This window comes from Tenacibaculum sp. SSH1-16, from assembly GCF_040104435.1.
Lineage (GTDB): Bacteria > Bacteroidota > Bacteroidia > Flavobacteriales > Flavobacteriaceae > Polaribacter > Polaribacter mesophilus.
This window is the reverse complement of record NZ_JBECOV010000007.1, coordinates 89,618-114,515: the sequence shown is the minus strand read 5'-3', so window position 1 is coordinate 114,515 and position 24,898 is coordinate 89,618. Positions and strand designations below refer to the sequence as shown.

The window sequence follows — 24,898 nt, the reverse complement described above, 5'->3', positions numbered from 1 at the left end:
TTATATATCATTCTTAATTTTAGTATGTGTTTACCCTATTCCTATTCATAAACCTACAACTAATGGAGAACAGTACCCTCATAAAAGATACCAAGAAAATAGTTAACACTACCGATGTTTATCCTAAGGTATTTAAAGAATTAATTACTGAAATTAACAACATGCTATCGTATGCTATTTACAATGGTATTACTATTAATACAGAAGTCAATTCTCTCATTGAAAGTAAGGGTTTAAACGACTTGATAAATGCGCATAATATTCTTGTTAAAAACATTGCTCCTGCAACGCCAAAATCGATAGAATACACTAAAGCACTGCGTGAAGAAGGACAAAACAAATCAATTTTTAGCAAGCTTCCTGTGGTTAGGAACCTTATTTTTTTAGCTCTTTTCTTTTTGGTTTTGTTTATTGTTACTGCACTTTCTCCTGATGTAAATAATAACTCATTAGATAAAGGCTTAATGAATAACTCTGGATTACCACTTCTTTTAAACCTCTCCTACTTAGCCTCTGTTGCTGGTTTAGGTGTTATTTTTTATTTATTGAAAAGGGTTAGCGATTCTATTAGAGAATCAACCATGGTTTCAGAGGAGTCTATTTCTTATTTGGCTCAAATAGTACTTGGTATTATTGCTGGACTTATCATGTCGGAAATTATTTCATTTTACACCAAAAGCCCTGAAGATATCAACCTTTTCAATAAAGGAGTTTTGGCTCTGATTGGAGGGTTTTCTTCAGAAGCTATTTTTAGCATATTACAAGGCATTATAGATAGGGTTAAATCTATTTTTATTGTACCTAAACCCAATAAATAACTATTACTAAAAATAAAAGAGGTTGCACTGTTAAGTGATTATAATAGAGCTTACAACATACTAACCAAACTTAGCTCAATACTGTAGTAACCTCTTTTTTATTATAAACTAACTATACTTATGAAATACTTTTATGCATCTGTTTTTTCTTTTTTTCTTTTTTCCTGCTCCAGTATTCCAAGCTCTACTGTAACACTTACTAAAGAAGTTATTAAAGAAGCTGATAATATGCATCAACTAAATGTAGCTTTAGTCAATAAACTTTTTGATGAGCGAAAAGAAAAAATCAATTTATTTATTGAAAATAAGTACACCCCTACGCTATTAAAAAAGTTTGAAAGTTTATTACCAGATTCTTTAGATTATAAAAAAGAATTACCTAATATTCTAAATAGTATTGTTCCTATTATTAATCATAAAAAAGATTCGCTTCAAAGTGTATTAGATTTACAAAGACAAGATATTTTAAACCAACTAAACTCTAATTATAGCGATTATAGTAAAGCTACTACTTCGCTTCAAAACTTAATTAACTCTGCTGTAAACATAAAAACTACAGAAAGTGACGCTTTGTCGGCAATAGATCAACTTACAGGTGATAAAATTAATATAAAAAAGGTTGAAAACACCATTAATCAGAGTATTGATAAAACTGGAAGTGCCCTAAATAAATTGATAACCATTGAAAAAGTAATTACAGAAAAATAACGATTATGAATTCTATAGACTGGAACAATATAGCTAAAGAAGCTGCTTCACAAACTGATGCTGAGTTTAACAAACAATTGGCTAGTTTAACAAACCTAAAGCTTAGCGAAGTGGATGCTTTTATTAAGGAAAGTAAAATTACCAATGCAAACGCCATAAAAACACTTAAACTTATTGATGATGCTACTATTAGTAATAATGAAAAAGCCAAAGCTATTTCTAATATTGAAAATGGCTTTGGCTTTGTTATAAGTTTAGTTTCTAAAGTGGTATAACTACCTAAAAATTGTATTGTCTTTTATAAATGCTGTTTTGTAACGCTCACTAAAGAGTATTTTTTCATCATTATCTAAGACAATAAGATTATCTTCAAAGTAAATTTCTTTGATTTTCTTTACGTTAACTAAGTAATTTCTATGTACTTGTCTAAAATCTGGATTAGATAGCATGTCTTTTAGCTTGGTTAGCGATAACTTTATTAGATAATTTCCTGAGTCACAAATTAAGCTACAGTATTTTTCCTTTACTTCTACATAATTAATAGCAGCTACATCTACTTTAACCACGCTTCTTTTCTTCTTTATAAATAAAAAAGACGGACTTATTACACCATTGTCTGATGCTAAACTAATACTGTTGTTTTGTTGATAACACGACTCAATTGCCAATTCTAAAGAAAATAACAATTCTAATTTGTTATATGGCTTTAAAAGATATACTAACGGATTGGTTAGTTTTGCTTCATCAAAAATTTCTCTTCCTTGCATACTTGTTAGGAATAAAAAAGGCACATTAATTCCTTCTTTATTCAAACGGTGTGCTAACGAAATTCCGTCTGGTCTTCCGTTTATCATGATGTCTAAAATAATAACATCAAAAAAGCGGCTTCTAATTAACTTTTCTGCTTCTACCGCATTTTTTGCTAATGATACTTCGTAGTCATTATCTTCTAAAAAAGAAGAAAGTTCTAAAGCTTCTTCTTCTAAGTCTTCTAGCAATAGTAATTGTAGTTTTTTCATAATTTATGCGCTTGCGTTGGGTAACAAAATTCGTATAGTTGTCCCCACTTCCAACTCACTATCTATGAGTAATTTTCCATTATTCTTTTTAATAAGTGTTTGACATAGTAACATACCTAGCCCTACGCCCTCAGATCTGTTAATTTTGTCAATACTTAAGTCTTCTAATCTTTTTATTTTCGCTAATTTTTCTTCTGAAATTCCAAAACCTGTATCTTTAACCTCAATTGTACTAAATTCTTTAGAGTCGTTATAGGTTTTTACTTCAATCTTGCCGTTTTCTCCTGTGTATTTTAGTGCATTATCTAACAAATTTCTCAATACTATTTTCAAGGATTCCTTATCTGCCTTTACCAAAATAGTAGCCTCTAACATGGTAGTTAGTGCAATGTTTTTAGCTTCTGCAATTTCTTCAAAGTTATAAACAGCCTGTTCTACCAATGGTTTCAAAGGATATTCTTCTGCCTTAAACGATAACTGATTGTTTTGCTCTAACGACCAATGCAATACGTTGTTTAATAAGTGACTTGTACTTTCTGTTAATGCAATAGCATTGTTGGTCGTTTCACTTACCACATCGTATTCTTTGTTTTTTAATTGTCGTTTTAGCTTTTCGTGTTGTCGCTTAATTGTATTAATTGGCGAACGTAAATCATGAGACACTACAGAAAACAAATAGTCTTTGGTTTTATTAGCTACGTTTAACTCTTCCTTTTGTTGGGTAATAAACCTATTTTTACTTTTTAACTCTCTATAAAAATAACCTAAAAACCCGAGAAAAACTAATAAACCCGAAGCTCCAATTACTAAACTCTTTTGCACTACTGCTTGACGCTTTAATTCTTCTTCTTGTAATGCTATTTCCTGTTGCTTTTGGGCTACGGCTAATTGTTTGTCTTTTTCTGTAAGCTCCCAAATTTTATCACGGTTCCAAATAGAATCTTTCCAACGACCATATTCTATATAATACTCTACACTTTTTTGGTAGTTTTTTCTATTCTTCTCTATAACCGCCATGTTTTTAGCTGTGTGTTGTTTTAGTTCAACATCAGAAAATACCTTTGCCAAATCATATGCTTCTTTAAACAAAGGAATAGCATCGTCATCTAAATATTGATGATAATATACATTTGCCAAATCCATTTTAGTTCTAATTATAGCTACAGTATCTTGGTCTTTAATTAAATCTAATTCTTCATCAAAATATTTTTTAGCTTTTGCATACTCTTTTTTAAAGACATAACAAAGTCCTAAATTATGAAAGACAGCTTTTCTTATATTTTTTTTTGAAGTTGAATCGTTTTCTATCCATTTTTCAAAACTCCTAACTGATTCATCATACTTTTCACTTTTTAGATAAGCATTACCTAATAAGTATAGCTTAATTTGACTATAATCTTCATCATCTGATATTTCAGTTAAATTAAAAAGAGCTTTTGTATATAATTTATTTGTAAATGCACTATAGCCTTGAATACAATTAAAAAAATCTTTTTCTTCAGTTGTTTTTGCCATCATTAAAGCTCTATTACTAAAGACATAACAAGAATCATATTGCTTATTTTTATAAAACTTTATAGCCTTACAAAAGATTTCATTATTTGACTTTTTACAAATTGTACTTCCCTTTTCATATAAAAAATTAGACTTTTGAGAGTAAACATTTACTCCCAAAAGAAACATAAATATAAAAAATAAAAGATAGTTTTTTTTCAAAATTATTTTGTTGGCATTGTTGGAGGTGGAGGCGTTGCTGGTGCTGTAACAGTTCCTCTTTCTAACTCTGGATCGTTATTTACATCACCTAAAATTGGGGTTGTATTATTATCTCTAACATAAATCATATCTGCTAATTCAGTCCCAGCTTCTAACTGGTAAGTAAATTGTAAATAATATAAATCAAAGTGGCTAGCTTCTTTTTTACAATTAAAATCTACTCTAAAATCTCTACCACTTACTGTAGTATACCCACCATCTTTATTTAGTATTTTTATTGGTGAAATCCCGTAATAGTTTAAATAGATTTCGTTTCCTTGAAGTTGTAAACCAGTGGTATTTTCAATTGGCTTCAAAGGGTTATCTGGTAAGTATGCTAAAACCGTTACAGTAAAAAGGTTACTTGTACTACCTTCAAGACCTGACATATTAACTAAAGGACCTTTAGGTACATTTTCTGAATTAATATTGGTGTCAAATTTTCTAAAATCTTTTAATGTTAATGTAACTCCGTTAACGTTTACTGGGTTTCCCATGTTTTTATAATTTTAATTTGGTTATTGGCTAAATTTACAATTATAAAAAGAAAAGAAAAAATAGTTTGTTAATAATTTATAGAGGAGTATCTAGATAAATACTCCTCTATAAAACTCCTAGTTTTTCCGCAAGCAAAACAAATATTATTAATAGTTTTCGAAAGCCTTTATTAACACGATAAAGCCGTTATATTAATACCATGTAACTAAAAAAGGGAGAAACCGAAGCTTCTCCCTTTATTTTAAATCTTGAACTGTAATGTTACATACCAGTTTCTAGGAGATGATGGTATAATACCTGGTCCAGGATATCCTGTTGCCCTACGTGTAAAGTATTTTTCGTCTAACAGGTTGTTAACTCCTGTTTCTAGCTTCCATTTTTTATACGAATATGAAAAAGAAGCATCTACAATTGTATATGCTGGTATAGGACCTATTGTTCCGTAACTAGGATGTGTGCTATCTACTGTTGCATGTGTAGCATCTGTTTGTTGCTCAGACAAATGCGTTAACTGTAAGCTACTTAAAAAGTTTTTATATCCAAACTTCACTCCTGTTTTTAAGTTTAGGTTCGGTATAAACTCTACTTGATTTCCTATTACTGATTTTTCTAATGAATCTGTATATTCTGATTGTGTTAACGCTAGGTTTACATAGGTATTTAGCACGTAGTTTGGTGACAGTTTAAATGCATTTGCCAAACTAACATCTGTAAAACCTTCAAAACCATAAATAAAAGCGTCTCCTACATTAGTTCTTAACCTGTCTCCTGCATCGGGTCCGCTACTTACCCAGAAAATTCCGATTCTTTTATTGTAAAACAGTCCAAATCCGCTTAGATCGTAGGTTACTATGTTTTTAATTTTTCCTCTTATTCCAATATCTGCTGTGCCTCCTTCTTCATCATCTATGTTTTCATCTACTTTAAAAGTAGGACTTACCGTACGGATATCATTAAAGGTTACTGAACGGTAGTTTTGAGAAGCATTTGCATAAATTTCTAACTTTGTTGATGGTTTATAACTTGCTCCAATACCAAATAAAGCAAAGCTTCTTTCTTTTGTTCTATCGTCTCTAAACGTATTAATTCCGTTAGGTAACGGCACTCCGTTTTGTAGATCTTCATTATTCCACAATACTGTTTTATAATCACCATTACTTCCTGTTTTTATGTATTCTAATCTAAATCCAGGAGTTATTGAAAATTTATCTGATAGTTTAAAAATATGTTCTCCAAATAATGCTACGTTCGTATTTGGGAATTTAAAATTAGATGAGGCATAGGCATCTACATCTGCAAATGTAAAGTTTGCATCTACACCATTAGATCCTGCTCCTTGTTGTTCAGAATTATTTGCTTTGTAATATTTTACACCCAATAAGTAAGTATTCTTTTGCCCTCTAAAATCATAGTTTGATAAAAAGCGAATTTCTGTTCCCCAATTTTTATATTGTCCGTTAATTAAATCTCTCGTAGCGTAATTTCCATCTGCAAAAGGTTCATCTACATATGTTATAGGGCTTACATTACTTGATTTATAATTTCCTCTAAACCCTATGGCTTTTCTCGAAGCATTTAACCCAAATAAGTTAACACTTAGGCGCGTGTCTTCTGTAAAATTATGGTCTAGTTTTACCGTCCACAAATTCCAGTTTACACGAAACCAATTTCTTGATCTGTTACTTTGAAAAGGATCTTCATTAAACATTTTATCATTTAACCCTCCTGCTTGTTTAGCTAAATAATTTAAATATGTTGCCTCTACTGTTAAAGTTGTTTTTTCTGATAGTTTATGATCTACATGACCATAAATATTTATTGAATTAAATTCTGAATTTGGTCTAAAACCATCTCCTCGTTTATAATTTATGTAACCGTAATAACCTGTTCTATCAACTGTACCTCCAACACTATTAAAAGAATTGAAAAGACCGAAAGATCCTGTAGATTGTCTTGTTATGAACTCAAACTCTTTACTCTTATTAGGTTCATTAAATTTAAAATTTAATAAGCCTCCAAATTGTGTTCCGTATTGTAATGAAGCAGCTCCTCTAACAATTTGTATTTCTTGCAAGGCTTCTGCTGGAGGTGTATAATAGCTTTCTGGATATCCTAATACATCTGCACTAATGTCGTAACCGTTTTGTCGTGTATTAAAGTTTGATGTTCTGTTAGGATCCAAACCTCTACCTCCAATATTTAACTGTAATCCTGCATCGTCATTTTCGTAAATATTGAGTCCTACTACTTGACTATATATTTGGCGTGCGTTATTCGCTGCTTTGTTTCCTACTGTTTGGTCTAATAAAACTACCTCTGTTTTTTTTCCTTCGTAAATGGCAGTTCCTTCTACTGCTTTTAATCTTTTTAAACTAAACACTTTTCTTAGTCTTTGATTGATAATTACTTCTGATAATTCTTCATCTAACTTTAAAAGTGTTATGTTTTCTACAATATTTTTATTTGTAATAGTTAGTGCATGTTCTTTTATTTCGAAATTGTAAGAAAAGAATACCAATGAATAGTTTCCTGATTGCAATGGTTTGGTTTTATAATTTCCTTGAGCATCTGATATTGCTAACTTTCCGCCTGAAGCATCAAAAACTTCAACATTATTAATAGGGTTTCCTTTTTCATCAATTATTTTTCCTGAAATGGTATATTGTGCTACTACTGTTTGCACAGCTAAAAATAAGGTAAAAATAATGCTACAGGCCTTTAATTTTGATTTCATGATTAAATGGTATAATCCAATTTTTATGTTTAAAACTTTCTTTTTGTTGGTATAAATCTACTTTTGGATCTATAAATTGTGTGCTAAGTCGACCGTTTAATGTTACATAACTATCTACATATACTTTAGGGTTTTTCATTCCTTTTTTCTTGTAGGTGTCTCCTAAAAAATGAGCAAATTCAAGTATAAAATCTGATTGAAAACTCATTTGTTTTTCTTGTAATGTTGTTAAATAATCGCTATTATCAATATATACTTGCTTTTTTGTTTCTTCATCAATTATTTTAAACTCTGCATAGCCTGCTTTTTCTGTTAACATGACACGCCAAGAAAAACGGTATCCTTCTTCAGTCCAAAATAATTCTCCAGGGTACAACAAATACCTAAAAGGAATAATTATTTGCAGTACAAAAAATAGTATTAAAAATTTTCTTGTTAATGTTAGTTTTTGAGTAGTTACTAAGGTTTTTCCTTGATCGAAATAATCCTTAGAAATTCTAAATATGGCTGCTATGTTATTTAGTATTTTATGATGTAGCTTTGGATTGAAAAATATAATGGTTGAGACAATCATTATATAAGGAAACATTCCTATTGAAAATAATATTCTTGTAAATACATGAAATATAATTACTGCAATAAACGCTATTGTGCGTGTTCGTTTATTTAATAATAAGAAAGGTATTGTTAAATCGTATATGGCTCCTGCCCAACTCATAGCAAAGTGAAACCATGTTTTAACCATTAAAAAACCTACTAACGGTAAATTGTTTTGTACAGGTAACCATATATTTAATGGTGATGCTCTAAACAACCAATCAGAATTTAGTTTTGCTAATCCTGCATAAAAATATACAATACCTAATAGTAACTTTATAGCATCTATAGTCCAATTAGGTATTTTTTGATAGGCTATTTTCTCGTTTTGTTTTGCATCTACAGAAAAATAAGCATTTGCTGGTAAAAAAATTAGAATAAATGCTACTAAACTTACAAAGTAATAATGGTTTAAATAATAGCTTTTATCCATTAATTCTATGTAGGTAAAGCTTAAAAAAAAAGTAATTGCTGCTGCTCTATACTTATAACCTAACATTATAAATAGTGCAGCTATTGCACAAATTAAAAATAATAAATAAGTGTAGTTACCAAATGGTTTTATATACTCGAATCCGTAGTATGAAAAGAAAAATTTTGGTTTTATATACTGTTCTTCTATCCATCCGTTTAACCAAAAACGTAGTATGCTACAAAACATCATAAAACCAAAAAAAATACGAAATACTGCAAGTGGAGCAGCTTCCGTATTTTTTTTGAAATATTTTTGTAATGTATTAATCATTATCAGCGTCGCTCGAAGTATTTTTAATACTCATAGCACTCATCATATCTGGTTTAAAGTTTTTTAATACTGTTTGCATAGCCTCATAAGTATTTAAAAACACGTTTTTGTCATTTTGAATTTGATCTGTAAAATCATCTTTTAATAAACTTGCCTTATCTTCTAAATTTGTAAAGTTTGTGTTTATTAAATCTGCTAAATCTTTTCTTTTTAGAAATTCAAGATATTGCTGTAAACTTTTACCATTATTTCCATTATAACCTATTCCTTTATAAAAGTTTTTTGTTGCTGTTAATGCGGTTATAAATAATTCTTTAGAAATGTCTTTTTTATAAAATCCTTCAACCAAGGTTACATCTGGTATACCTGTTCTTGCTCCTGATGGATTGGCTATTTTAGGGTCTCTTAATTGTTTTTCAAAAAAAGCTACAACATAAAAGTTTACTAATTTATCTACACTACTTGATATTGAATATCCATCATTTTCAATAAAAGTTTGCTTGTAACCTCCGTTCCAATCATCCTTAACTTGTTTAGATAGATTATAAACTCTGTTGCTTACATCTTTTAAGTATTGTTTATACTTAGCTGCATTTTCTGCTGTTGTGTAAAAAGTTACAGTTTCCTCATCAGTCCCTTTCCCGTTAAGTAAATAGTCTAAAGCTGGAAAACCTTGTACACTTATTAAATTAGGTGACTCTAGGTTATAAGTCCCTGACTTAGCATAATCATCTAATTGAGTAGCGTTAGTTGGTATTGTGTTCATATAACCAACCATGTTTATCTCTTGAGCCTTACCTACTTGATATAAAGAAACTTTTTGCCAAGTTACGTAAGCATTTTTCCAAGCAGTTCTTGCTTCAACTAAATTAGCTGTGCTTGCTGTTGTTGTAAATTTATTTATTGCTTCGTTTAATAATTGTGTTTTCTCTACAAAATCATTGTATCCTGGAATAATCATTTGATCAGCCCAAAAAGTCAACATCTCTTTTCTATTAAAATCATCTGGGTTTGATGTACTAGGATTATCGCTACTACTTGAGCTACATGCAACGATTAAAGAAAGTACACATATGTATACGATTTTTTTCATTTTGTCTTAATTAATTTTTTATTAATCTAAATAAACACGCAAAAATAAAAAAAAATAGCCATGTAACTATACATGGCTATTTTAATTTATCTTAATTTAATGGTTTTAATCGTTTAAACTAACTACATCTTCTGTTGTGAATCCAAAATAGGTTCCTAATCTAGATGCAATTTGGTCCAATTGATCGTCTGTAATAGACCATAAACCATTATCAGCTTCTAACATTGCGATAGTTCCTGCTATTTGGTTTTTTTCAACTTGTTGTCCATTAATTTCAACAAATCTTAAAGATTGTAAAAAACCGTATGCTTCTGATAATGCATGTAAACTATTTGCATCTTTAGCTCCTTTTCCTTTTAATAGGTAATGTGCAGCCATAACCCCTATTACTTTAGATACTGATGCTCTAATAGTTTCAGCTTGCTTACTTGCTAATTCATAATCATTAGCATCTACTGCTGCTCTTCCTAATTTGAATGCATTATAAACATCATCAAAAATTCCTTTAAACTTACTATCATTATCAACACTTTTAATATATGAGTTTAGGAAGCCTTTTCTGTCATCTAAAGAATTAACTGGTTTTGCAGGATCTTCTTCTAAACCAAATAAATACCCATAAGCTTCATCCCAACCATGTTGTAAAGCTGTATAATTTTTGGTATCATCTCCTTTGTATGGTTTTCCTGCTTCATGATCTGCTTTATTATCATCAATAAATTTTTGAGAAATATACTTGTTTATCATTTGATCTGCAATCACAGAACCTATTAATGTTTTAGCTACTGCTTGATTATACTCAACTCCTTTAGCACTCACATAAACTGTTCTACTACCTGTAGTTAATTTTCCTGCTGTACCAGCAGCAGCATCTGTATTCCAATTAGCATATACCTCTGTTGCATGATCTTTAATCCATCCATCCATTTTTAGCCTTAACTCATCTGTTTCAACAGCATCCACATTAGAGTTTGTAGCTGAAGCCACTGTACCTCTAAGTTTTTTTCCTGAAGTGTTTAATGATGCATCTTCAAACCCTGTACCATCTTTAAACATTTCTTCTAACTGAGCCTGAGTTTTAACGTTATCTCCAAGTGCATCCTTTAACTCTTTAGCCATTTTTAAACGTGCTACTTGTCCTGAAAAACTAACGTTAGATTTATTATCTTTTCCATTAAAAGCGTAGGTAGCTGGAGCTTCCACTGGTGGTTTTACATCATTATCATTATCGTCTGAACAAGATGTAAATACTAGAGCTGATATAGCTAACATTGAAAGAAATACTCTTTTCATTTTATTTAGATTAAGTTTTAATTAAATTTACTGGCAAATTTATGTAAGAAATTTATTTTACCAAATCTTATTAAGACTTATTTTAAATAATTTTTAACATATTTTACTTAGTTACACATGAAGTAAAATTAATCTATTTATTTTTTTCAAAAAGGTTTACAACGGCTTTACGGATATCATAAGCCATTTCATCTTTTTTTGGTTTATAAATATGTATTATATCTTTACTTTTATTTGAAAGTATAGGTATATCAAGACCTCTTAATAAATAATCTGAAAAAGCAACTGTATAGGTTTTATCTTCTTGAAGTTTACCGTTTTTAAGCACCCATTCTCCTTTTTCTTTTTTAGCATTGAATCGTTGTAAATAGGCTCCTGTTCCTGAAGCAGCTTCTCCAAAGTCCAACACTTCTTTTAATAGACTTCCTTTGATTTCCACTTTTAAAACTTCACCTCCATAAGGCAAAACTCTGAAAATATCAACGGCATTTATATCTCCTGATAGTACATCATCTATCCTAACAGAACCTCCATTTACTAATGCACAGTCAACTTCGTTATTGTATGCTAAACTCATAGACTTAGCTATAATCTTACCCATATTTGTTTGAACACTTCTAATAGTACTTTCTCTTGCATCAAGAGGTTCTTTAGCTGTATATATAACTTCATAAGGATTAGAAACTACTTCTTGAATTTTACTTTGTAAAACAACCTGCCATTTATCAACTACAGCTTTTACTTTTTTATTTGAAGTTATCGAATCGTTAATCTCTTTTAACTCTGACTTAAATTGAGTTTTCTTAGTTGCTGGATCATATTCAAATCTATGAATATAGACCGTTTTAGCATTTGCATCTGCTTTGGTAATTACTACCTCTCCTACTTTATCGTAACTATTGGTATGCTCATGTCCACCCATTATTAAAGGCACATTAGGTAATATTTTTGCTATTTCTTTGTCTTGAGTTAGCGAAGCATGGGTTAACCCAATAACTATATCAACATTATCTTTAATCTTATTATATGCCCGCTTTATTTCTTCGTACATATCTCCATAATATACATAACTCTTAGGGTTGGAAGGTATACAAACACTTATAAAACCTACCTTTAATTTTGTACCATCTGGATTTACAAACTCTTTTATATAAGAATCTTTTAAACTATGTTTTTCTCCATCAATTATTTTATGAAAATACGAGTGTTTACCATCTATGTTATGCAAAACATTAGCAGAAATCCATTCAAATTTACTCTCGTTTAATCTCGCTTGTAAGTGTGTGTAACTTAAATCGAATTCATGATTACCAAAAGCAACTAAATCAAAATTCATAGCATTCATAACTTCTACCATTTGTTTTCCTCTTACTCGTTCTCCATTATACTTCATTGTTCCAAGCAAAGAAGGTGATAAAAAATCTCCTGCCAACACTAACATTGTTTGTTCATTTTCTTTAAGTAAGTCTTGGTGTACGGTTTCCACCCGTGCCATTCCGCCATATTTATCTCCTTGTATTGGCGCTATTTCATAAACATCATTTAACTGAAGTATTGTAAAGTACGTTTTATCGGCATCTTTTGTAAACTGATATTTGTTTGTAGAAGCATTAGCTGTTTTTTTATTTAAATTACAACTAACTATAAACAATAAGATTATGGGAAATACTAAAAGAATTCTAACTTGTTTCATTTGATTTTACTTTGATAAAGAAATCAAATTTACAAATTTAGTGAAGATATTGACGTGTGTTTTGCCTAATCATTTTTCTGTATTCTACCAATTCAGGGAATTGATAAAAGAAATTTATTTTTTTATGCGCTATAGTTCTAGGCTTCTTTATTTTAGGCCTTAACACAAAAGCTGTCCAGCTTTCTACGATGTCTTCTTCTGGACTTTCTGCTGCATAGTCTGTAAGAAACTCTGTTCTGTTATTTAAATATAAATCATATAGTTTTTCTACACAATTTGCCTCTGTATAACAGTATTTTCGTTGAATAACATCCCAACGGTTTAAAAGGGCTCCTTTCCAAAAAATATTAACAAACCTGTTAATATAACTATCTTTATAAGCCTCTCCCTCATGAGTTAAATATAACTCTCCTTCTTCTTGCTTTCTTTTATTCGTTGGCCTTATTTGAGTTCTATTAAGTGTTAACAAATGTCCAAACTCATGAACTAAGGTATAAACAGACTCGTGTAATCTTCTTTTATCTTTAGTTTCAAAGTTTACATCTCTAATATCAATTTCTAATTGCCATTTATCATTTTTTGAACTCAAAGCTACTAAAGCACCTGTTTTTTCATCAACCCCATCTGTCATTAAAACAATACGCTTTATATATTTTTGAGTGAGCTCTTTTGGAAAAATTCTATTAAACTCACTCCAATAATAAGAAGCTAATTCATCACTTACAGAATGATTTTTAATTATTTTATTGCCTTTCACGTCCCATACTCCTATTCTTTCACTATCAACAGATTGAGAAAAAGCTGAAATAAAGAAAAAAAGAAAAACAATATTTAATTTCATCATTTTTTTAAAAAACTTCTAGGGCTTTATTATATGCACTTTCAAAACTCATTGGTTTTATATTAGTTATTACTTTATTTGATGTAAAGTAAGATAACAATTTCTCCGTAGGCATATTACCTGTTAAATCATCTTTAGCCATTGGACACCCCCCATACCCTTTAATAGCTCCATCAAAACGTCGACAACCTGCCTTAAATGCACTATCAACTTTTTCGTGCCACTTAACTGGTGTAGTATGTAAATGAGCTCCAAATTCTATTTGAGGGTAACTTGGTATTAGATTTGAGAATAAATAATCTATATCTTCAGGTGTTGAGCTTCCAATTGTATCTGACAAAGATAATATTTTAACACCAAACGACGAAAGTTTTTCGGTCCATTCTCCAACTATCTCGACACTCCAAGGATCTCCATACGGATTTCCAAATCCCATTGACAAATAAGCTACGACCTCTTTATTTGTTCGATTAGCAATAGCTAATACCTCTTTTAGGGTATCTATAGATTGGTCAATTGTTTTGTGCGTGTTCCGCATTTGAAAGTTTTCTGATATTGAAAAAGGGTATCCTAAATAATCTATTTCTTCAAATTGTGAAGCATCATTTGCTCCTCGAACATTTGCTACAATTGCTAAAAGTTTACTTGTAGTAGTAGATAAATCTAACATCGATAAAACTTCAGCTGTATCTCTCATTTGCGGAATTGCCTTTGGTGATACAAAACTTCCAAAATCAATAGTGTCAAACCCTACTTTTAACAGTGAATTAATATACTTAGCCTTTGCCTCTGTAGGAATAAAATGACTTTTAATTCCTTGCATTGCGTCCCTTGGACATTCAATAATTTTAACACTATTCACCATTGTGTCAAATATACATATTTTGATTCATTTTTTCACTTGTCTTAATCTTCCGATCCCTAACAAAAAACAAAACACACAACACTTTAATTATCAACAAAATATCAATATAAAATTTAAAACTATAAAAAATATTTTACTTTTATTGATGTAAACTGTCACAATTTTAAAGTTAAATTGTCTCTAGTGTAGAATGATTTTATTGGAGTCTCAACATACACATATTAACCAACTAATCGAACGCTGTAAAAAGAACGATAATGCTGCTCAGATGCAGGTTTATCAAAACTATTACAAAGCTATGTATAATACGTCATATCGTATCTTAAAAGACGAGTTTGAGGCTGAAGATTTAATCCAAGAAGCATTTTTAACTGCTTTCATGAAGTTAGATAGCTTTAAAGGTGAGGTTACTTTTGGTGCATGGTTAAAAAGAATTGTGATTAATAAAAGTTTAACCCAATTAAAGAAAGTTACTCGATATGATGAAGTACGAATGGATGTGATTCCTAGCTACGAAGTAGAAGATATTGAGATAGACTATAGTTCTTTAGAAGTTAAAAGAGTTATAAGCTGTTTGCAAAGTTTAAAGGATAATTACAGAATTGTATTGACCTTGAACCTTGTTGAAGGTTATGATTATGATGAAATCGCTCAGATATTAAATTACACCAATGAAAATGTGCGAACAACAGTATCTAGAGCAAAAAAGAAATTAAAACAAGTATTAGCAGCTAATACTAATAAAACACAAGTATATGGAGGATAAACTACATCAGTTTTTTAAAGAAAATGATTTTGATGTTTTCGAGCCTCATCAAGGACATTTAAATCGATTTCAACGAAAACTAGAGTCGCCAAAACGAGCTAAAAGACCATCTTATTTTTGGATGAGCATAGCAGCTTCAATCGTATTATTTTTAGGATTTTATCTTGGTAGTTATCAACAAAAAAACACCTATGACTTAGCTGATATTTCGCCCAAAATGGCAGAGGCTCAAAACTTTTTTGTTACAACTATAAATCAAGAATTAAAGGAAGTTGAACAATATAGGAATTTAGAAACCGAAATAGTTATTGAAGATTCTTTAAATGAAATTGAAGAGCTAGAAGACCAATACAAAACGCTCGTAAAAGAACTATCTAAAAGAGATAACAAACATCAAATCATCAGAGAAATGATACAAAATTATCAACAACGATTAGATGTATTAGAAAAACTTCTTTTACGATTAGAATTACAACAAAACCCCGCAAAATTAGAAATATTAGAAGATGAAATTATATAAAATACTTTTCCTACTGTTATTCATTCCTACTCTTTTAGTAGCTAATGATAAAAATCACGAAAAAAGCAAAAACATACGTAAAACATTTTCGGTTAACAAAAACGCAACCTTATACATTAACAATAAATATGGTAATATAAATGTAGCTACTTGGAACGAAAACAGAATAGAAATTAATGTCAAAATAACCGTTAAGGGCAATGACTTATCTAACGTTGAACGTAAGTTAAAAGCAATTGATGTTCAATTTGAAGCTACACCTAGTTTAATAGAAGCCAGAACCATTATTGAAAAAACAAAATCAAGCTGGTCTTGGTGGGGTAATAATAACACCAACTACAAAATTAACTACTTTGTTAAAATGCCAATCACCAACAATGCTGATTTAAATAATAAATACGGAAACATTGAGCTAGATAAATTAGAAGGTAAGTCTAATATTAATTGTGATTATGGTAAAATACAAATTGATCAATTATTAAATGGAACTAATAACATTAATTTAGATTATTGTGGTACTTCTGAAATTAACTTTATGAAATCAGGAAACTTAAGTGTTGACTACTCTAAGTTAGCTATTATAAAATCAGAGAACTTAAAAGTAAGTGCCGATTATTCTACCATGAAAATAGGTACTGTAACCGATATTGATTTTAATAGTGATTATGGAAGTATTTCTATAGATGATGCCTCAAACGTTAATGGTAATTCTGATTATGCTAGCATAAAAATAGGTGCTATTAGAAAAAACTTAAAAATTAATACTGATTACGGTAGTGTTAGAGTTAGAAATATTAAAAAAGGCTTTGAAAGTATTGTTATTGATGGAAGTTATGCTGGAATTAAACTTGGCACGAATAGTAATAACAACTTTACTTTTACTGTTGATTTAGGTTATGCTGGATTTGGATATCCTGAAAACTATGTAAACATGTTTAAAAGCATTAATAAATCATCTAAAAAATACTACGAGGGAACTTTTGGTAAAGGAAATTCTAATTCTACCATTACCATAAAATCTAAATACGGAGGTGTTTCTTTAAAATTAAATGATTAACCAACTTACAAATTATATTACAATGAAGAAATTAGCAATCTTATTATTATCTCTTTTTTTTAGCTTTCAAACACAAGCACAAAGCTGGTGGAATTCAAAAAAAATTAAAGGAAACGGAAACGTTACTACAGAAATTAGAAAAATCGGTTCTTTTGACAAAGTAAACATTGGAGGCTCATTTGATGTTTATTTAATTAACGGAACCGAAGGTAAAGTAACCTTAGAAGGAGAAGAAAATATTTTAAAGTATATTGAAACTGAAGTTAAAAACGGAAAATTAAATGTACACTTTAAAGAAAACACCAATATTAAAGCTACAAAAAAGCTAACAGTAACTATTCCTTTTGAAAAAATTGAAGCCGTAGCTTTAGGAGGATCAGGAAATATAATTGCAAAAAAACGTATTAAGGCTGATGTAATTTCTTTTGGTTTAGGAGGTTCCGGAAATATTATAGCCAGTGTAGACGCTAATACTGTTAAAACTTCTATTGGCGGTTCCGGAAACATTAAACTAAAAGGAAAAAGTGACTACTTAAAATGTTCTATTGGTGGGTCAGGAAATATAAAAGCATACGATTTAAAAACAAGTTCTTTAAAAGCTAGTATTGCTGGCTCTGGTGATGTATCAGTAACCGTTAACAATAAGATTAAAGCTACAATAGTAGGGTCTGGAAGTATATATTATAAAGGAAACCCTTCAGACATAGATAAGACTTCTTTAGGCTCTGGAAATGTTATTGATAAAAATTAAAGTATCTTACTATATAAAAAGTCCGCTGTAAGTTTACAGCGGACTTTTTTATTTATTTAAAACAATTAACTTACTGTAGAGAAGCTAAACTAGCTTTAATTGTTTCAATTTTAGCTAAGGTGTCTGACTCTTTTTTACGTTCTAACGTAATCACTTGCTCTGGTGCATTACTTACAAAACGTTCATTAGACAACTTCTTTTGAATTCCTTTTAAGAAACCTTCAGCTCTTTTTAACTCTGCATTTAGCTTAGTTATTTCTGCTTCTACATCAATGGTATCTAACGAAATCGGAACAAAATATTCATTTGATTTTACACGGAAAGATGCTGCACCTTCTACCTTTTCGGTAACATAGTTAATTTCTGAAGCATTCGTTAACTTTTGAATTACTACATCAAACTCTTTTGTAAACTTTTCGTTATTTACAACAGACAATTCAACCGCGTCTTTAAACGAAATATTTTTATTTTTTCTAATTGTTCTAATTCCTGAAACGACCCCTGTAGCAAATTCAAAATTCGTTATCAATTCTTCATTTGTTTCTCCTACTGTTGGATATTTAGCTATAATCAATGCATCTTCAGGAGTTCTTTCTGTAATGTGTTGCCAAATTTCCTCCGTTAAGAAAGGCATAAATGGATGCAATACTTTTAAGTTATTCTCTAATACTTCTATTACAGCTTTATATGTTTTTGCATCGATTGGTTGTTGGTATCCTGGCTTTACAATTTCTAATAACCATGATGAAAAATCATCAGTAATTAACTTATAAATTGCCATTAAAGCATCTGATAAACGATACTTACTAAAGTGATCTTCTATTTCTAACAACACTTTATTAAACTTAGCCTCATACCAAGCTAATCCTATTTTAGCCGTTTCTGGTTGCGCTAAACTTTCATCTACTTCCCACCCTTTAATTAAACGGAAAGTGTTCCAAATTTTATTAGCAAATCCTTTTCCTTGCTGGCACAAATCTTCATCAAATAATAAATCGTTTCCAGCCGCTGCACTTAATAATAACCCTACACGAACTCCGTCAGCTCCAAAATCTTCAATCAACTTTAAAGCATCTGGTGAGTTCCCTAAGGATTTACTCATTTTTCTACGTTGCTTATCACGTACTAACCCTGTTAGGTATACGTTTTCAAACGGACGTTCATCTTTGTATTCATATCCAGCAATAATCATACGTGCCACCCAGAAAAATAAAATATCTGGTCCAGTTACTAAATCATTGGTTGGATAGTAGTACTTTATTTCTTCATTTTCTGGATTACGAATTCCATCGAAAACCGACATTGGCCATAACCAAGAAGAGAACCAAGTATCTAGCGCATCTGGATCTTGTTTTAAATCTGACGCAGACAACGAAGAATTACCTGTTTTTTCTTGAGCTAATTTTACTGCATCTTCAATATTTTCAGCTACTACAAAATCTTCCTTTCCATCTCCAAAATAGAAAGCAGGAATTTGTTGTCCCCACCATAATTGACGAGAAATATTCCAATCACGGATGTTTTCCATCCAGTGACGGTAAGTATTTTCAAACTTTTTAGGGAATAACTTTACTTCTCTATCTTCTCCTAATACAGCTTCAATAGCTGGCTTTACCAACTCTTCCATTTTTAAGAACCATTGATCCGATAATCTTGGTTCAATTACCGCTTTCGTTCTTTCTGAAGTCCCAACTTTATTAGTATGAACTTCTGTTTTAACTAAGTAACCTTTCTCCTCTAATTCTTTAGATATTTCCTTTCTAACAACAAAACGGTCTTTTCCTTCATAATGTAATCCAAAAGAATTTAAGGTAGCGTCTCCATTAAAAATATCGATTACTTCTAACTTATGCTTATCTCCTAAGGTTTTATCATTTTCATCGTGTGCAGGAGTTACTTTTAAACACCCTGTACCAAACTCAACATCTACATATTCGTCTTCAATAATTGGAATTTCTCTATTACATAAAGGAACAATTGCTTTTTTACCTTTTAAATGCGTAAAACGCTCATCGTTTGGGTTGATACAAATAGCTGTATCTCCTAGAATAGTTTCTGGACGTGTAGTTGCAATAGTTACTTTTTCTTCAGAACCTACTATATCGTACTGTAAGTAATATAAATTACCTTGACGTTCTTCGTAGATAACTTCTTCGTCAGAAAGTGTAGTTTTTGCTTCTGGATCCCAATTTACCATACGATATCCACGGTAAATTAACCCTTTATTATATAGGTCCACAAATACCTTAATTACTGATTCTGACAATGCAGGATCCATGGTAAATGCAGTACGTTCCCAATCACAAGAAGCTCCTAACTTTTTTAATTGATCTAAAATAATCCCTCCATACTCATTTTTCCATTCCCAAGCATGTGCTAAAAATTCTTCACGAGTTAAATCATTTTTATCAATACCTTGTTCTTTTAATTTCGCTACTACTTTTGCTTCAGTAGCAATTGAGGCGTGGTCAGTACCTGGAACCCAACACGCATTTTTTCCTTGTAAACGAGCACGACGAATTAACACATCTTGAATCGTGTTGTTTAACATATGTCCCATATGCAACACTCCTGTTACGTTTGGTGGAGGTATTACAATTGTGTATGGTTCTCGTTCATCTACTTCTGAATGAAAGTAATTGTGTTTCATCCAGTAATCGTACCATTTTCCTTCTACTTCTTTGGAATTATATTTTGATGGAATATTCATATGTTATGTGTATCTTTATGGTTAATAATTTAACATTTTTTAACCTTTGGCATTGTTTTTGAAATTCGATTAGCAAAAATACAACTATCTATGAGGTACAGAAAATTAGAGGTTGTTTTTTTAGAACTTAAAGAAATAATACTAAATTTGTAGCGGTTAATACCCTAAAAAATTAATTTTTAACATTATGAGAACAATTTTATCATTTATCGCTGTTTGCTTTATTACCTTAACAGTAAGCGCTCAAGAATTTAAATTTGAAACTGAAACTATTGACTATGGAAAAATAGCTTATGGGTCTGAAGGAAAACGCGTATTTGAATTTACAAACGTAGGTGAAGCTCCTATTATAATTAAGGATATCGTATCTCCTTGTGGATGTACAGTACCTACTAAGCCTGAAGAACCAATTATGCCAGGTAAAAAAGGACAAATTGAAGTTTCTTACGATACAAAAAGATTAGGTGGTTTCTCTAAGACTTTAACTGTTATTTCAAATGCTAAAAACAAAAGAAAAAGAGTTAAAATTAAAGGATTTATCGTTAAAGATGCTACTCCAGCTAAAGGGAAAAGTACAGTAAGTGACAGCTAAAAACTTATTCTATACATATAAAAAAAGCTCAACAAATGTTGAGCTTTTTTTATATCCTTTGTTCTAGCTTAAACATAAATTTAAGTTTAACCCCTCCCCTTTCTACTTCGATCCTTATTTTCTTACCTGGTTTTGTATGAAACATATCTATAATCTCATTTAAATGATATTCATGTGCTGCCTTTCCATTAATTCTCTTTATTACATCTCCAATTTGAAGACCTGCTTTAAAAGCTGGTGAATTTTCTACTACTTTATCTATTTTATACTTAGGCTTAAAACGATAAAAATATGTACTTACTAAAGAAATTACATTACTTTTTTGTGTTTGATTATTTGAACCATAAGCATCTTCAAACTTAGTCGCTCCTTTTTCTTTTATTAACTCTTGCCCATCATATATTATATGTAGACCACTCATATTATAATAAAAGCCTCTATTTAATGAAGCATTCTTTTTCAGTATTACTCTTTTATTCGGGTAATCAAGCCATACCTTAAAACGTTTTAAAATTCCTCCGCCAATACTACCATTCCTTTCTTTAAATTGTCTGGCATTAAAGGTTGATGAAGAATCTAAAAAAGATACTGTTGGTTCACTTATTTTAAACTTTCCTATAGAAATTTTCTGAAGCCTACTTCTATTTCCATAGATAGTACCACTAAACCCCTCTCCTATTATATCTTTAAAAAACTTCTTAGGTGTTTTCAACTCTTTTTTTGTTCCCTCAAACAACCAAACTGCATCACTACCTCCTGTATCAATTAATAATTTTACTGGTAACATTGTTGTTTTCAAAGTATCAACTTGCACATTTACATCTATGTAAGGTTTATTTCTATAAAATTGTAAAGGAAAACTTTCACATCTATTACATACATTCAGTTTATAAGTTTTAGGGTTGTAAAAATCAATCCTCTTGCTAGCATAATTAATTTTGACTATAACATCTTTTAATAAATCATACCCTATAATACCATGAATGGTTGTTCCCATTTTAGCAGAAATATCAAAAGCATCTTTCAAAATAACATATAACCCTTGATTAGAACTAGCTATGTTTTTAATTCTAAAATTATTACCTCTAGAAAATAATGCTTCTACTGGAGCTCCACTCCCTAACCCCCTTATAAACACTTTTTTTACATTATTTAAACCAATACTATCTTTAGAAGTTAGATTAAATAAAATTGTCTTATTTACCCCTGTATCCAAAATAAATGATAGTTTGTGTCCATTAATTTCCAATGGAATAACGACTAAATTGTTAATTAACTGAAACTTTATCGATTGTTTATCAATCTCTTTATCTAAAAACTGAAAGTTTTGTTGAGTAAAAGCTGAAGTACTTAAAAAAAGTATAAAAAAGTATAGTAATAATCTATTCAAAAGAACTTATTTTATAGTTATATACTTAAATATACAACCTTCATTTTAGAAATTCTGGTTTTTATGATTTTTTTAACCGATTTTTTCATCGTAAACATTCTAGTACTCTCAAATATATTTTGCAAATTTGCCTTTCAAACAACTAATTTAATTTAAAAATGCCATCAATTTCTAGTAAAGGAAACGCAATGCCTCAATCACCAATTCGTAAATTGGTTCCTTTTGCTGAGGCTGCTAAAAAAAATGGAACAAAAGTTTATCATTTAAATATTGGTCAACCTGATATTAAAACACCACAAGTTGCTTTAGACGCAGTAAAAAACAATAGTATTGAAGTATTATCATATGCTAGATCTGAAGGTTCAGAAGAATACAGGACTAAGCTTGCTAATTACTATGCTAAAAATGACATTCATGTAACGGCTAATAATATCATAGCTACTACAGGAGGTTCAGAGGCTTTATTATTTACTATTGGTAGTATTACCGATCCAGGAGATGAAATTATTATACCTGAACCTTTTTATGCTAACTATAATGGTTTCTCTACAGCTTCAGGTGTAAAAGTAGTTCCTGTTATTTCTAAAATTGAAAATAACTTTGCTTTACCTGCTATTGAAGATTTTGAGAAGTTAATTACTCCAAAAACTAAAGCAATTTTAATTTGTAACCCTGGGAATCCAACTGGATATTTATACAGCAAAGAAGAAATTGAAAAGCTAAAACAAATTGTGTTAAAACATGATTTATTTTTAATTGCTGATGAAGTATATCGTGAATTTACATACGATGGTGAAAAGCATAATTCTGTAATGGCTTTAGAAGGATTAGAACAAAATGCTATTATGATTGATTCTGTATCGAAACGTTACAGTATGTGTGGTGCAAGAATTGGTTGTATTGTTTCTAAAAACGAAGATTTTATTGGAACAGCTATTAAATTTGCTCAAGCACGTCTAAGCCCACCAACCTATGCCTTAATTGCCAGTGAAGCTGCTTTAGATACTCCTCAAAGTTATTTTGATGAAGTTATTGAAGAGTATGAGGATCGTAGAAATACCTTGATTTCTGAGTTGCAAAAAATTGAAGGAGTAAAAGTTGCCAATCCTAAAGGTGCTTTTTACTGTGTTGCTGAATTACCAGTTAAAGATACTGATGACTTTGCTCAATGGATTTTAGAAAAATTCAGCGATAATAATGAAACGGTAATGGTAGCTCCTGCAAGTGGATTCTATTCTACCGAAGGTGAAGGAAAAAATCAGGTGCGTATTGCCTATGTTTTAAACAAAGCCGATTTAAAACGTTCAGTTGAGATATTAAAAATCGCCTTAGAAAAATATAATAGTTAATTGAATATTCAAGAAAACATATCTTTAAAAGAGTACAACACGTTTGGTATTGATGTAAATGCCAAACGTTTTGTTTCTATTACTTCTGTATACCAACTACAACAGCTTTTAAAAGAGGAAAAAAATCTTTTTTTAATTTCTGGTGGTAGTAACATGTTACTTACCAAAGATATTGAAAACCTAGTTGTACATATTGATATTAAAGGAATTTCTATTGATAGAGAAAATAATAATGACATCTACATAACTGTAAATGCTGGTGAAAACTGGCATGAATTTGTGTTGTGGTGCGTTTCTCAAAACTATGGTGGATTGGAAAACTTATCTCTAATCCCTGGAAATGTAGGTACTTGTCCTATCCAAAATATTGGTGCTTACGGTGTTGAAGTAAAAGATACTATCACAAAAGTAGAAGCTGTTGAAATAAAAACAGGAAAATTAGTTTCTTTTTCTGCGGAAGAATGTCAGTTTGGATACCGTAATTCCATATTTAAAAACGAAGCCAAAGGGAAATATGTGTTAACTTCAGTAAGTTTTCAACTCACTAAAAACAATCACAAACTTAATACTTCCTACGGAGCTATTGAGTCTGAGTTAGCTTCAAAAGATATTACAAATCCAACTATAAAAGATATTTCTGATGCTGTAATCGCCATACGTCAATCAAAATTACCCGATCCAAAAGAAATAGGAAACAGTGGTAGTTTCTTTAAAAATCCAGTAATTTCAAGAGAACATTTTGAAAAACTTCAGAAAAAGTATCCTAATACTCCTAGTTATGTTATTTCTGATACTGAAATTAAAGTACCAGCTGGTTGGTTAATTGAACAAAGTGGATTTAAAGGAAAGCGTTTTGGCGACTATGGAGTCCACGAAAAGCAAGCCTTAGTCTTAGTAAATTACGGAAATGCAAAGGGAAATGAAATTTATGAATTGGCACAAAATATTCAACACACTATCAAAGAAAAGTTTAATATTAACCTAGAAATAGAGGTAAACATTATTTTATAAAATTACAATTAATTCTAACATTTTAGCCATACTTCAATTTCATTAGTATAAATTTATTTAATTTCATACAAAAAAATATGAAGTTCGTATCTT

The 24,898-nt window shown here is 30.4% G+C and carries 22 protein-coding genes; 10 read left to right on the top strand and 12 right to left on the bottom strand.

The window, feature by feature from the left end; genetic code table 11:
- Positions 1 to 62: 62 nt before the first annotated feature.
- The 3 genes from ABMY20_RS10580 to ABMY20_RS10570 all read left to right on the top strand — a co-directional run bounded on the left by ABMY20_RS10580 (position 63) and on the right by ABMY20_RS10570 (position 1,801).
- Positions 63 to 818 carry a hypothetical protein gene (locus ABMY20_RS10580; RefSeq protein ID WP_349265260.1) on the top strand — a complete coding sequence of 252 codons (756 nt, stop codon included), beginning with the start codon at positions 63 to 65 and terminating at the stop codon, positions 816 to 818.
- Positions 819 to 938: 120 nt separating this feature from the next.
- Positions 939 to 1,526: a hypothetical protein gene (locus tag ABMY20_RS10575; RefSeq protein WP_349265259.1), complete on the top strand. Its 588-nt coding sequence runs from the start codon at positions 939 to 941 to the stop codon at positions 1,524 to 1,526.
- Between the two features lie 5 nt (positions 1,527 to 1,531).
- Positions 1,532 to 1,801, top strand: a complete 270-nt coding sequence (locus tag ABMY20_RS10570; protein WP_047789511.1) for a hypothetical protein — start codon at positions 1,532 to 1,534, stop codon at positions 1,799 to 1,801.
- Here the strand turns inward: ABMY20_RS10570 and ABMY20_RS10565 are convergent, their stop codons facing one another.
- The 10 genes from ABMY20_RS10565 to ABMY20_RS10520 form a co-directional block, all read right to left on the bottom strand.
- On the bottom strand, positions 1,802 to 2,545 hold the full coding sequence (locus ABMY20_RS10565) for a response regulator transcription factor (RefSeq protein ID WP_349265258.1): 744 nt from the start codon (positions 2,543 to 2,545) through the stop codon (positions 1,802 to 1,804).
- Positions 2,546 to 2,548: 3 nt separating this feature from the next.
- Positions 2,549 to 4,063 (bottom strand): HAMP domain-containing sensor histidine kinase, encoded by a 1,515-nt coding sequence (locus ABMY20_RS10560; protein WP_349265257.1) that lies wholly within the window; start codon positions 4,061 to 4,063, stop codon positions 2,549 to 2,551.
- Positions 4,064 to 4,263: 200 nt separating this feature from the next.
- Complete coding sequence (locus ABMY20_RS10555) at positions 4,264 to 4,797, bottom strand: hypothetical protein (RefSeq protein ID WP_349265256.1); 534 nt, start codon at positions 4,795 to 4,797, stop codon at positions 4,264 to 4,266.
- A gap of 242 nt (positions 4,798 to 5,039) precedes the next feature.
- Positions 5,040 to 7,532 (bottom strand): TonB-dependent receptor, encoded by a 2,493-nt coding sequence (locus tag ABMY20_RS10550; protein WP_349265255.1) that lies wholly within the window; start codon positions 7,530 to 7,532, stop codon positions 5,040 to 5,042.
- Positions 7,507 to 8,874, bottom strand: coding sequence for an HTTM domain-containing protein (locus ABMY20_RS10545; RefSeq protein ID WP_349265254.1), 1,368 nt, complete (start codon positions 8,872 to 8,874; stop codon positions 7,507 to 7,509). The genes ABMY20_RS10550 and ABMY20_RS10545 overlap by 26 nt, the downstream gene beginning before the upstream one ends.
- On the bottom strand, positions 8,867 to 9,967 hold the full coding sequence (locus tag ABMY20_RS10540) for an imelysin family protein (RefSeq protein WP_349265253.1): 1,101 nt from the start codon (positions 9,965 to 9,967) through the stop codon (positions 8,867 to 8,869). Before ABMY20_RS10540 ends, ABMY20_RS10545 begins: the two co-directional genes overlap by 8 nt.
- Before the next feature lie 105 nt (positions 9,968 to 10,072).
- On the bottom strand, positions 10,073 to 11,260 hold the full coding sequence (locus tag ABMY20_RS10535) for a DUF4856 domain-containing protein (protein ID WP_349265252.1): 1,188 nt from the start codon (positions 11,258 to 11,260) through the stop codon (positions 10,073 to 10,075).
- A gap of 133 nt (positions 11,261 to 11,393) precedes the next feature.
- Positions 11,394 to 12,953 (bottom strand): bifunctional metallophosphatase/5'-nucleotidase, encoded by a 1,560-nt coding sequence (locus ABMY20_RS10530; protein ID WP_349265251.1) that lies wholly within the window; start codon positions 12,951 to 12,953, stop codon positions 11,394 to 11,396.
- 37 nt (positions 12,954 to 12,990) lie between these two features.
- Positions 12,991 to 13,797: a hypothetical protein gene (locus ABMY20_RS10525; RefSeq protein WP_047789503.1), complete on the bottom strand. Its 807-nt coding sequence runs from the start codon at positions 13,795 to 13,797 to the stop codon at positions 12,991 to 12,993.
- A 4-nt stretch (positions 13,798 to 13,801) separates the two neighbouring features.
- A complete protein-coding gene (locus ABMY20_RS10520; protein WP_201284798.1) occupies positions 13,802 to 14,656 on the bottom strand; it encodes a hydroxymethylglutaryl-CoA lyase in 855 nt (284 codons plus the stop codon).
- A 202-nt stretch (positions 14,657 to 14,858) separates the two neighbouring features.
- Here ABMY20_RS10520 and ABMY20_RS10515 point away from each other — a divergent pair, with 202 nt between their 5' ends.
- Genes ABMY20_RS10515 through ABMY20_RS10500 form a run of 4 tightly spaced genes read left to right on the top strand, consistent with a single transcriptional unit; the run spans position 14,859 to position 17,753 of the window.
- A complete protein-coding gene (locus ABMY20_RS10515) occupies positions 14,859 to 15,425 on the top strand; it encodes an RNA polymerase sigma factor (protein WP_231128417.1) in 567 nt (188 codons plus the stop codon).
- Complete coding sequence (locus ABMY20_RS10510) at positions 15,415 to 15,945, top strand: hypothetical protein (protein ID WP_047789500.1); 531 nt, start codon at positions 15,415 to 15,417, stop codon at positions 15,943 to 15,945. Before ABMY20_RS10515 ends, ABMY20_RS10510 begins: the two co-directional genes overlap by 11 nt.
- A complete protein-coding gene (locus ABMY20_RS10505; RefSeq protein ID WP_349265250.1) occupies positions 15,932 to 17,002 on the top strand; it encodes a hypothetical protein in 1,071 nt (356 codons plus the stop codon). The genes ABMY20_RS10510 and ABMY20_RS10505 overlap by 14 nt, the downstream gene beginning before the upstream one ends.
- A gap of 22 nt (positions 17,003 to 17,024) precedes the next feature.
- Positions 17,025 to 17,753 carry a head GIN domain-containing protein gene (locus ABMY20_RS10500; protein WP_349265249.1) on the top strand — a complete coding sequence of 243 codons (729 nt, stop codon included), beginning with the start codon at positions 17,025 to 17,027 and terminating at the stop codon, positions 17,751 to 17,753.
- Positions 17,754 to 17,823: 70 nt separating this feature from the next.
- On the opposite strand, the gene ABMY20_RS10495 is transcribed toward ABMY20_RS10500, so the two are convergent.
- The gene (locus ABMY20_RS10495) at positions 17,824 to 20,463 is read right to left on the bottom strand and encodes a valine--tRNA ligase (RefSeq protein WP_349265248.1); all 2,640 of its coding nucleotides are present in this window, start codon (positions 20,461 to 20,463) and stop codon (positions 17,824 to 17,826) included.
- Positions 20,464 to 20,650: 187 nt separating this feature from the next.
- On the opposite strand from ABMY20_RS10495, the gene ABMY20_RS10490 reads away from it, so the two are divergent.
- A complete protein-coding gene (locus tag ABMY20_RS10490) occupies positions 20,651 to 21,055 on the top strand; it encodes a DUF1573 domain-containing protein (protein WP_349265247.1) in 405 nt (134 codons plus the stop codon).
- A gap of 49 nt (positions 21,056 to 21,104) precedes the next feature.
- Here ABMY20_RS10490 and ABMY20_RS10485 read toward each other — a convergent pair whose 3' ends face one another.
- Complete coding sequence (locus ABMY20_RS10485) at positions 21,105 to 22,445, bottom strand: aspartyl protease family protein (protein ID WP_349265246.1); 1,341 nt, start codon at positions 22,443 to 22,445, stop codon at positions 21,105 to 21,107.
- 158 nt (positions 22,446 to 22,603) lie between these two features.
- On the opposite strand from ABMY20_RS10485, the gene ABMY20_RS10480 reads away from it, so the two are divergent.
- Positions 22,604 to 23,794 carry a pyridoxal phosphate-dependent aminotransferase gene (locus ABMY20_RS10480; protein WP_239180505.1) on the top strand — a complete coding sequence of 397 codons (1,191 nt, stop codon included), beginning with the start codon at positions 22,604 to 22,606 and terminating at the stop codon, positions 23,792 to 23,794.
- On the top strand, positions 23,795 to 24,805 hold the full coding sequence (murB, locus tag ABMY20_RS10475) for a UDP-N-acetylmuramate dehydrogenase (RefSeq protein ID WP_073182968.1): 1,011 nt from the start codon (positions 23,795 to 23,797) through the stop codon (positions 24,803 to 24,805).
- The last annotated feature ends 93 nt before the right edge of the window (positions 24,806 to 24,898 follow it).

Excerpts from the sequence above, each read along its gene's own strand:
- ABMY20_RS10580 (WP_349265260.1), top strand. The coding sequence starts at position 63 with ATGGAGAACAGTACCCTCATAAAAGATACCAAGAAAATAGTTAACACT.
- ABMY20_RS10575 (WP_349265259.1), top strand. The coding sequence starts at position 939 with ATGAAATACTTTTATGCATCTGTTTTTTCTTTTTTTCTTTTTTCCTGC.
- ABMY20_RS10570 (WP_047789511.1), top strand. The coding sequence starts at position 1,532 with ATGAATTCTATAGACTGGAACAATATAGCTAAAGAAGCTGCTTCACAA.
- ABMY20_RS10565 (WP_349265258.1), bottom strand. The coding sequence starts at position 2,545 with ATGAAAAAACTACAATTACTATTGCTAGAAGACTTAGAAGAAGAAGCT.
- ABMY20_RS10560 (WP_349265257.1), bottom strand. The coding sequence starts at position 4,063 with ATGATGGCAAAAACAACTGAAGAAAAAGATTTTTTTAATTGTATTCAA.
- ABMY20_RS10555 (WP_349265256.1), bottom strand. The coding sequence starts at position 4,797 with ATGGGAAACCCAGTAAACGTTAACGGAGTTACATTAACATTAAAAGAT.
- ABMY20_RS10550 (WP_349265255.1), bottom strand. The coding sequence starts at position 7,532 with ATGAAATCAAAATTAAAGGCCTGTAGCATTATTTTTACCTTATTTTTA.
- ABMY20_RS10545 (WP_349265254.1), bottom strand. The coding sequence starts at position 8,874 with ATGATTAATACATTACAAAAATATTTCAAAAAAAATACGGAAGCTGCT.
- ABMY20_RS10540 (WP_349265253.1), bottom strand. The coding sequence starts at position 9,967 with ATGAAAAAAATCGTATACATATGTGTACTTTCTTTAATCGTTGCATGT.
- ABMY20_RS10535 (WP_349265252.1), bottom strand. The coding sequence starts at position 11,260 with ATGAAAAGAGTATTTCTTTCAATGTTAGCTATATCAGCTCTAGTATTT.
- ABMY20_RS10530 (WP_349265251.1), bottom strand. The coding sequence starts at position 12,953 with ATGAAACAAGTTAGAATTCTTTTAGTATTTCCCATAATCTTATTGTTT.
- ABMY20_RS10525 (WP_047789503.1), bottom strand. The coding sequence starts at position 13,797 with ATGATGAAATTAAATATTGTTTTTCTTTTTTTCTTTATTTCAGCTTTT.
- ABMY20_RS10510 (WP_047789500.1), top strand. The coding sequence starts at position 15,415 with ATGGAGGATAAACTACATCAGTTTTTTAAAGAAAATGATTTTGATGTT.
- ABMY20_RS10505 (WP_349265250.1), top strand. The coding sequence starts at position 15,932 with ATGAAATTATATAAAATACTTTTCCTACTGTTATTCATTCCTACTCTT.
- ABMY20_RS10500 (WP_349265249.1), top strand. The coding sequence starts at position 17,025 with ATGAAGAAATTAGCAATCTTATTATTATCTCTTTTTTTTAGCTTTCAA.
- ABMY20_RS10495 (WP_349265248.1), bottom strand. The coding sequence starts at position 20,463 with ATGAATATTCCATCAAAATATAATTCCAAAGAAGTAGAAGGAAAATGG.
- ABMY20_RS10490 (WP_349265247.1), top strand. The coding sequence starts at position 20,651 with ATGAGAACAATTTTATCATTTATCGCTGTTTGCTTTATTACCTTAACA.
- ABMY20_RS10480 (WP_239180505.1), top strand. The coding sequence starts at position 22,604 with ATGCCATCAATTTCTAGTAAAGGAAACGCAATGCCTCAATCACCAATT.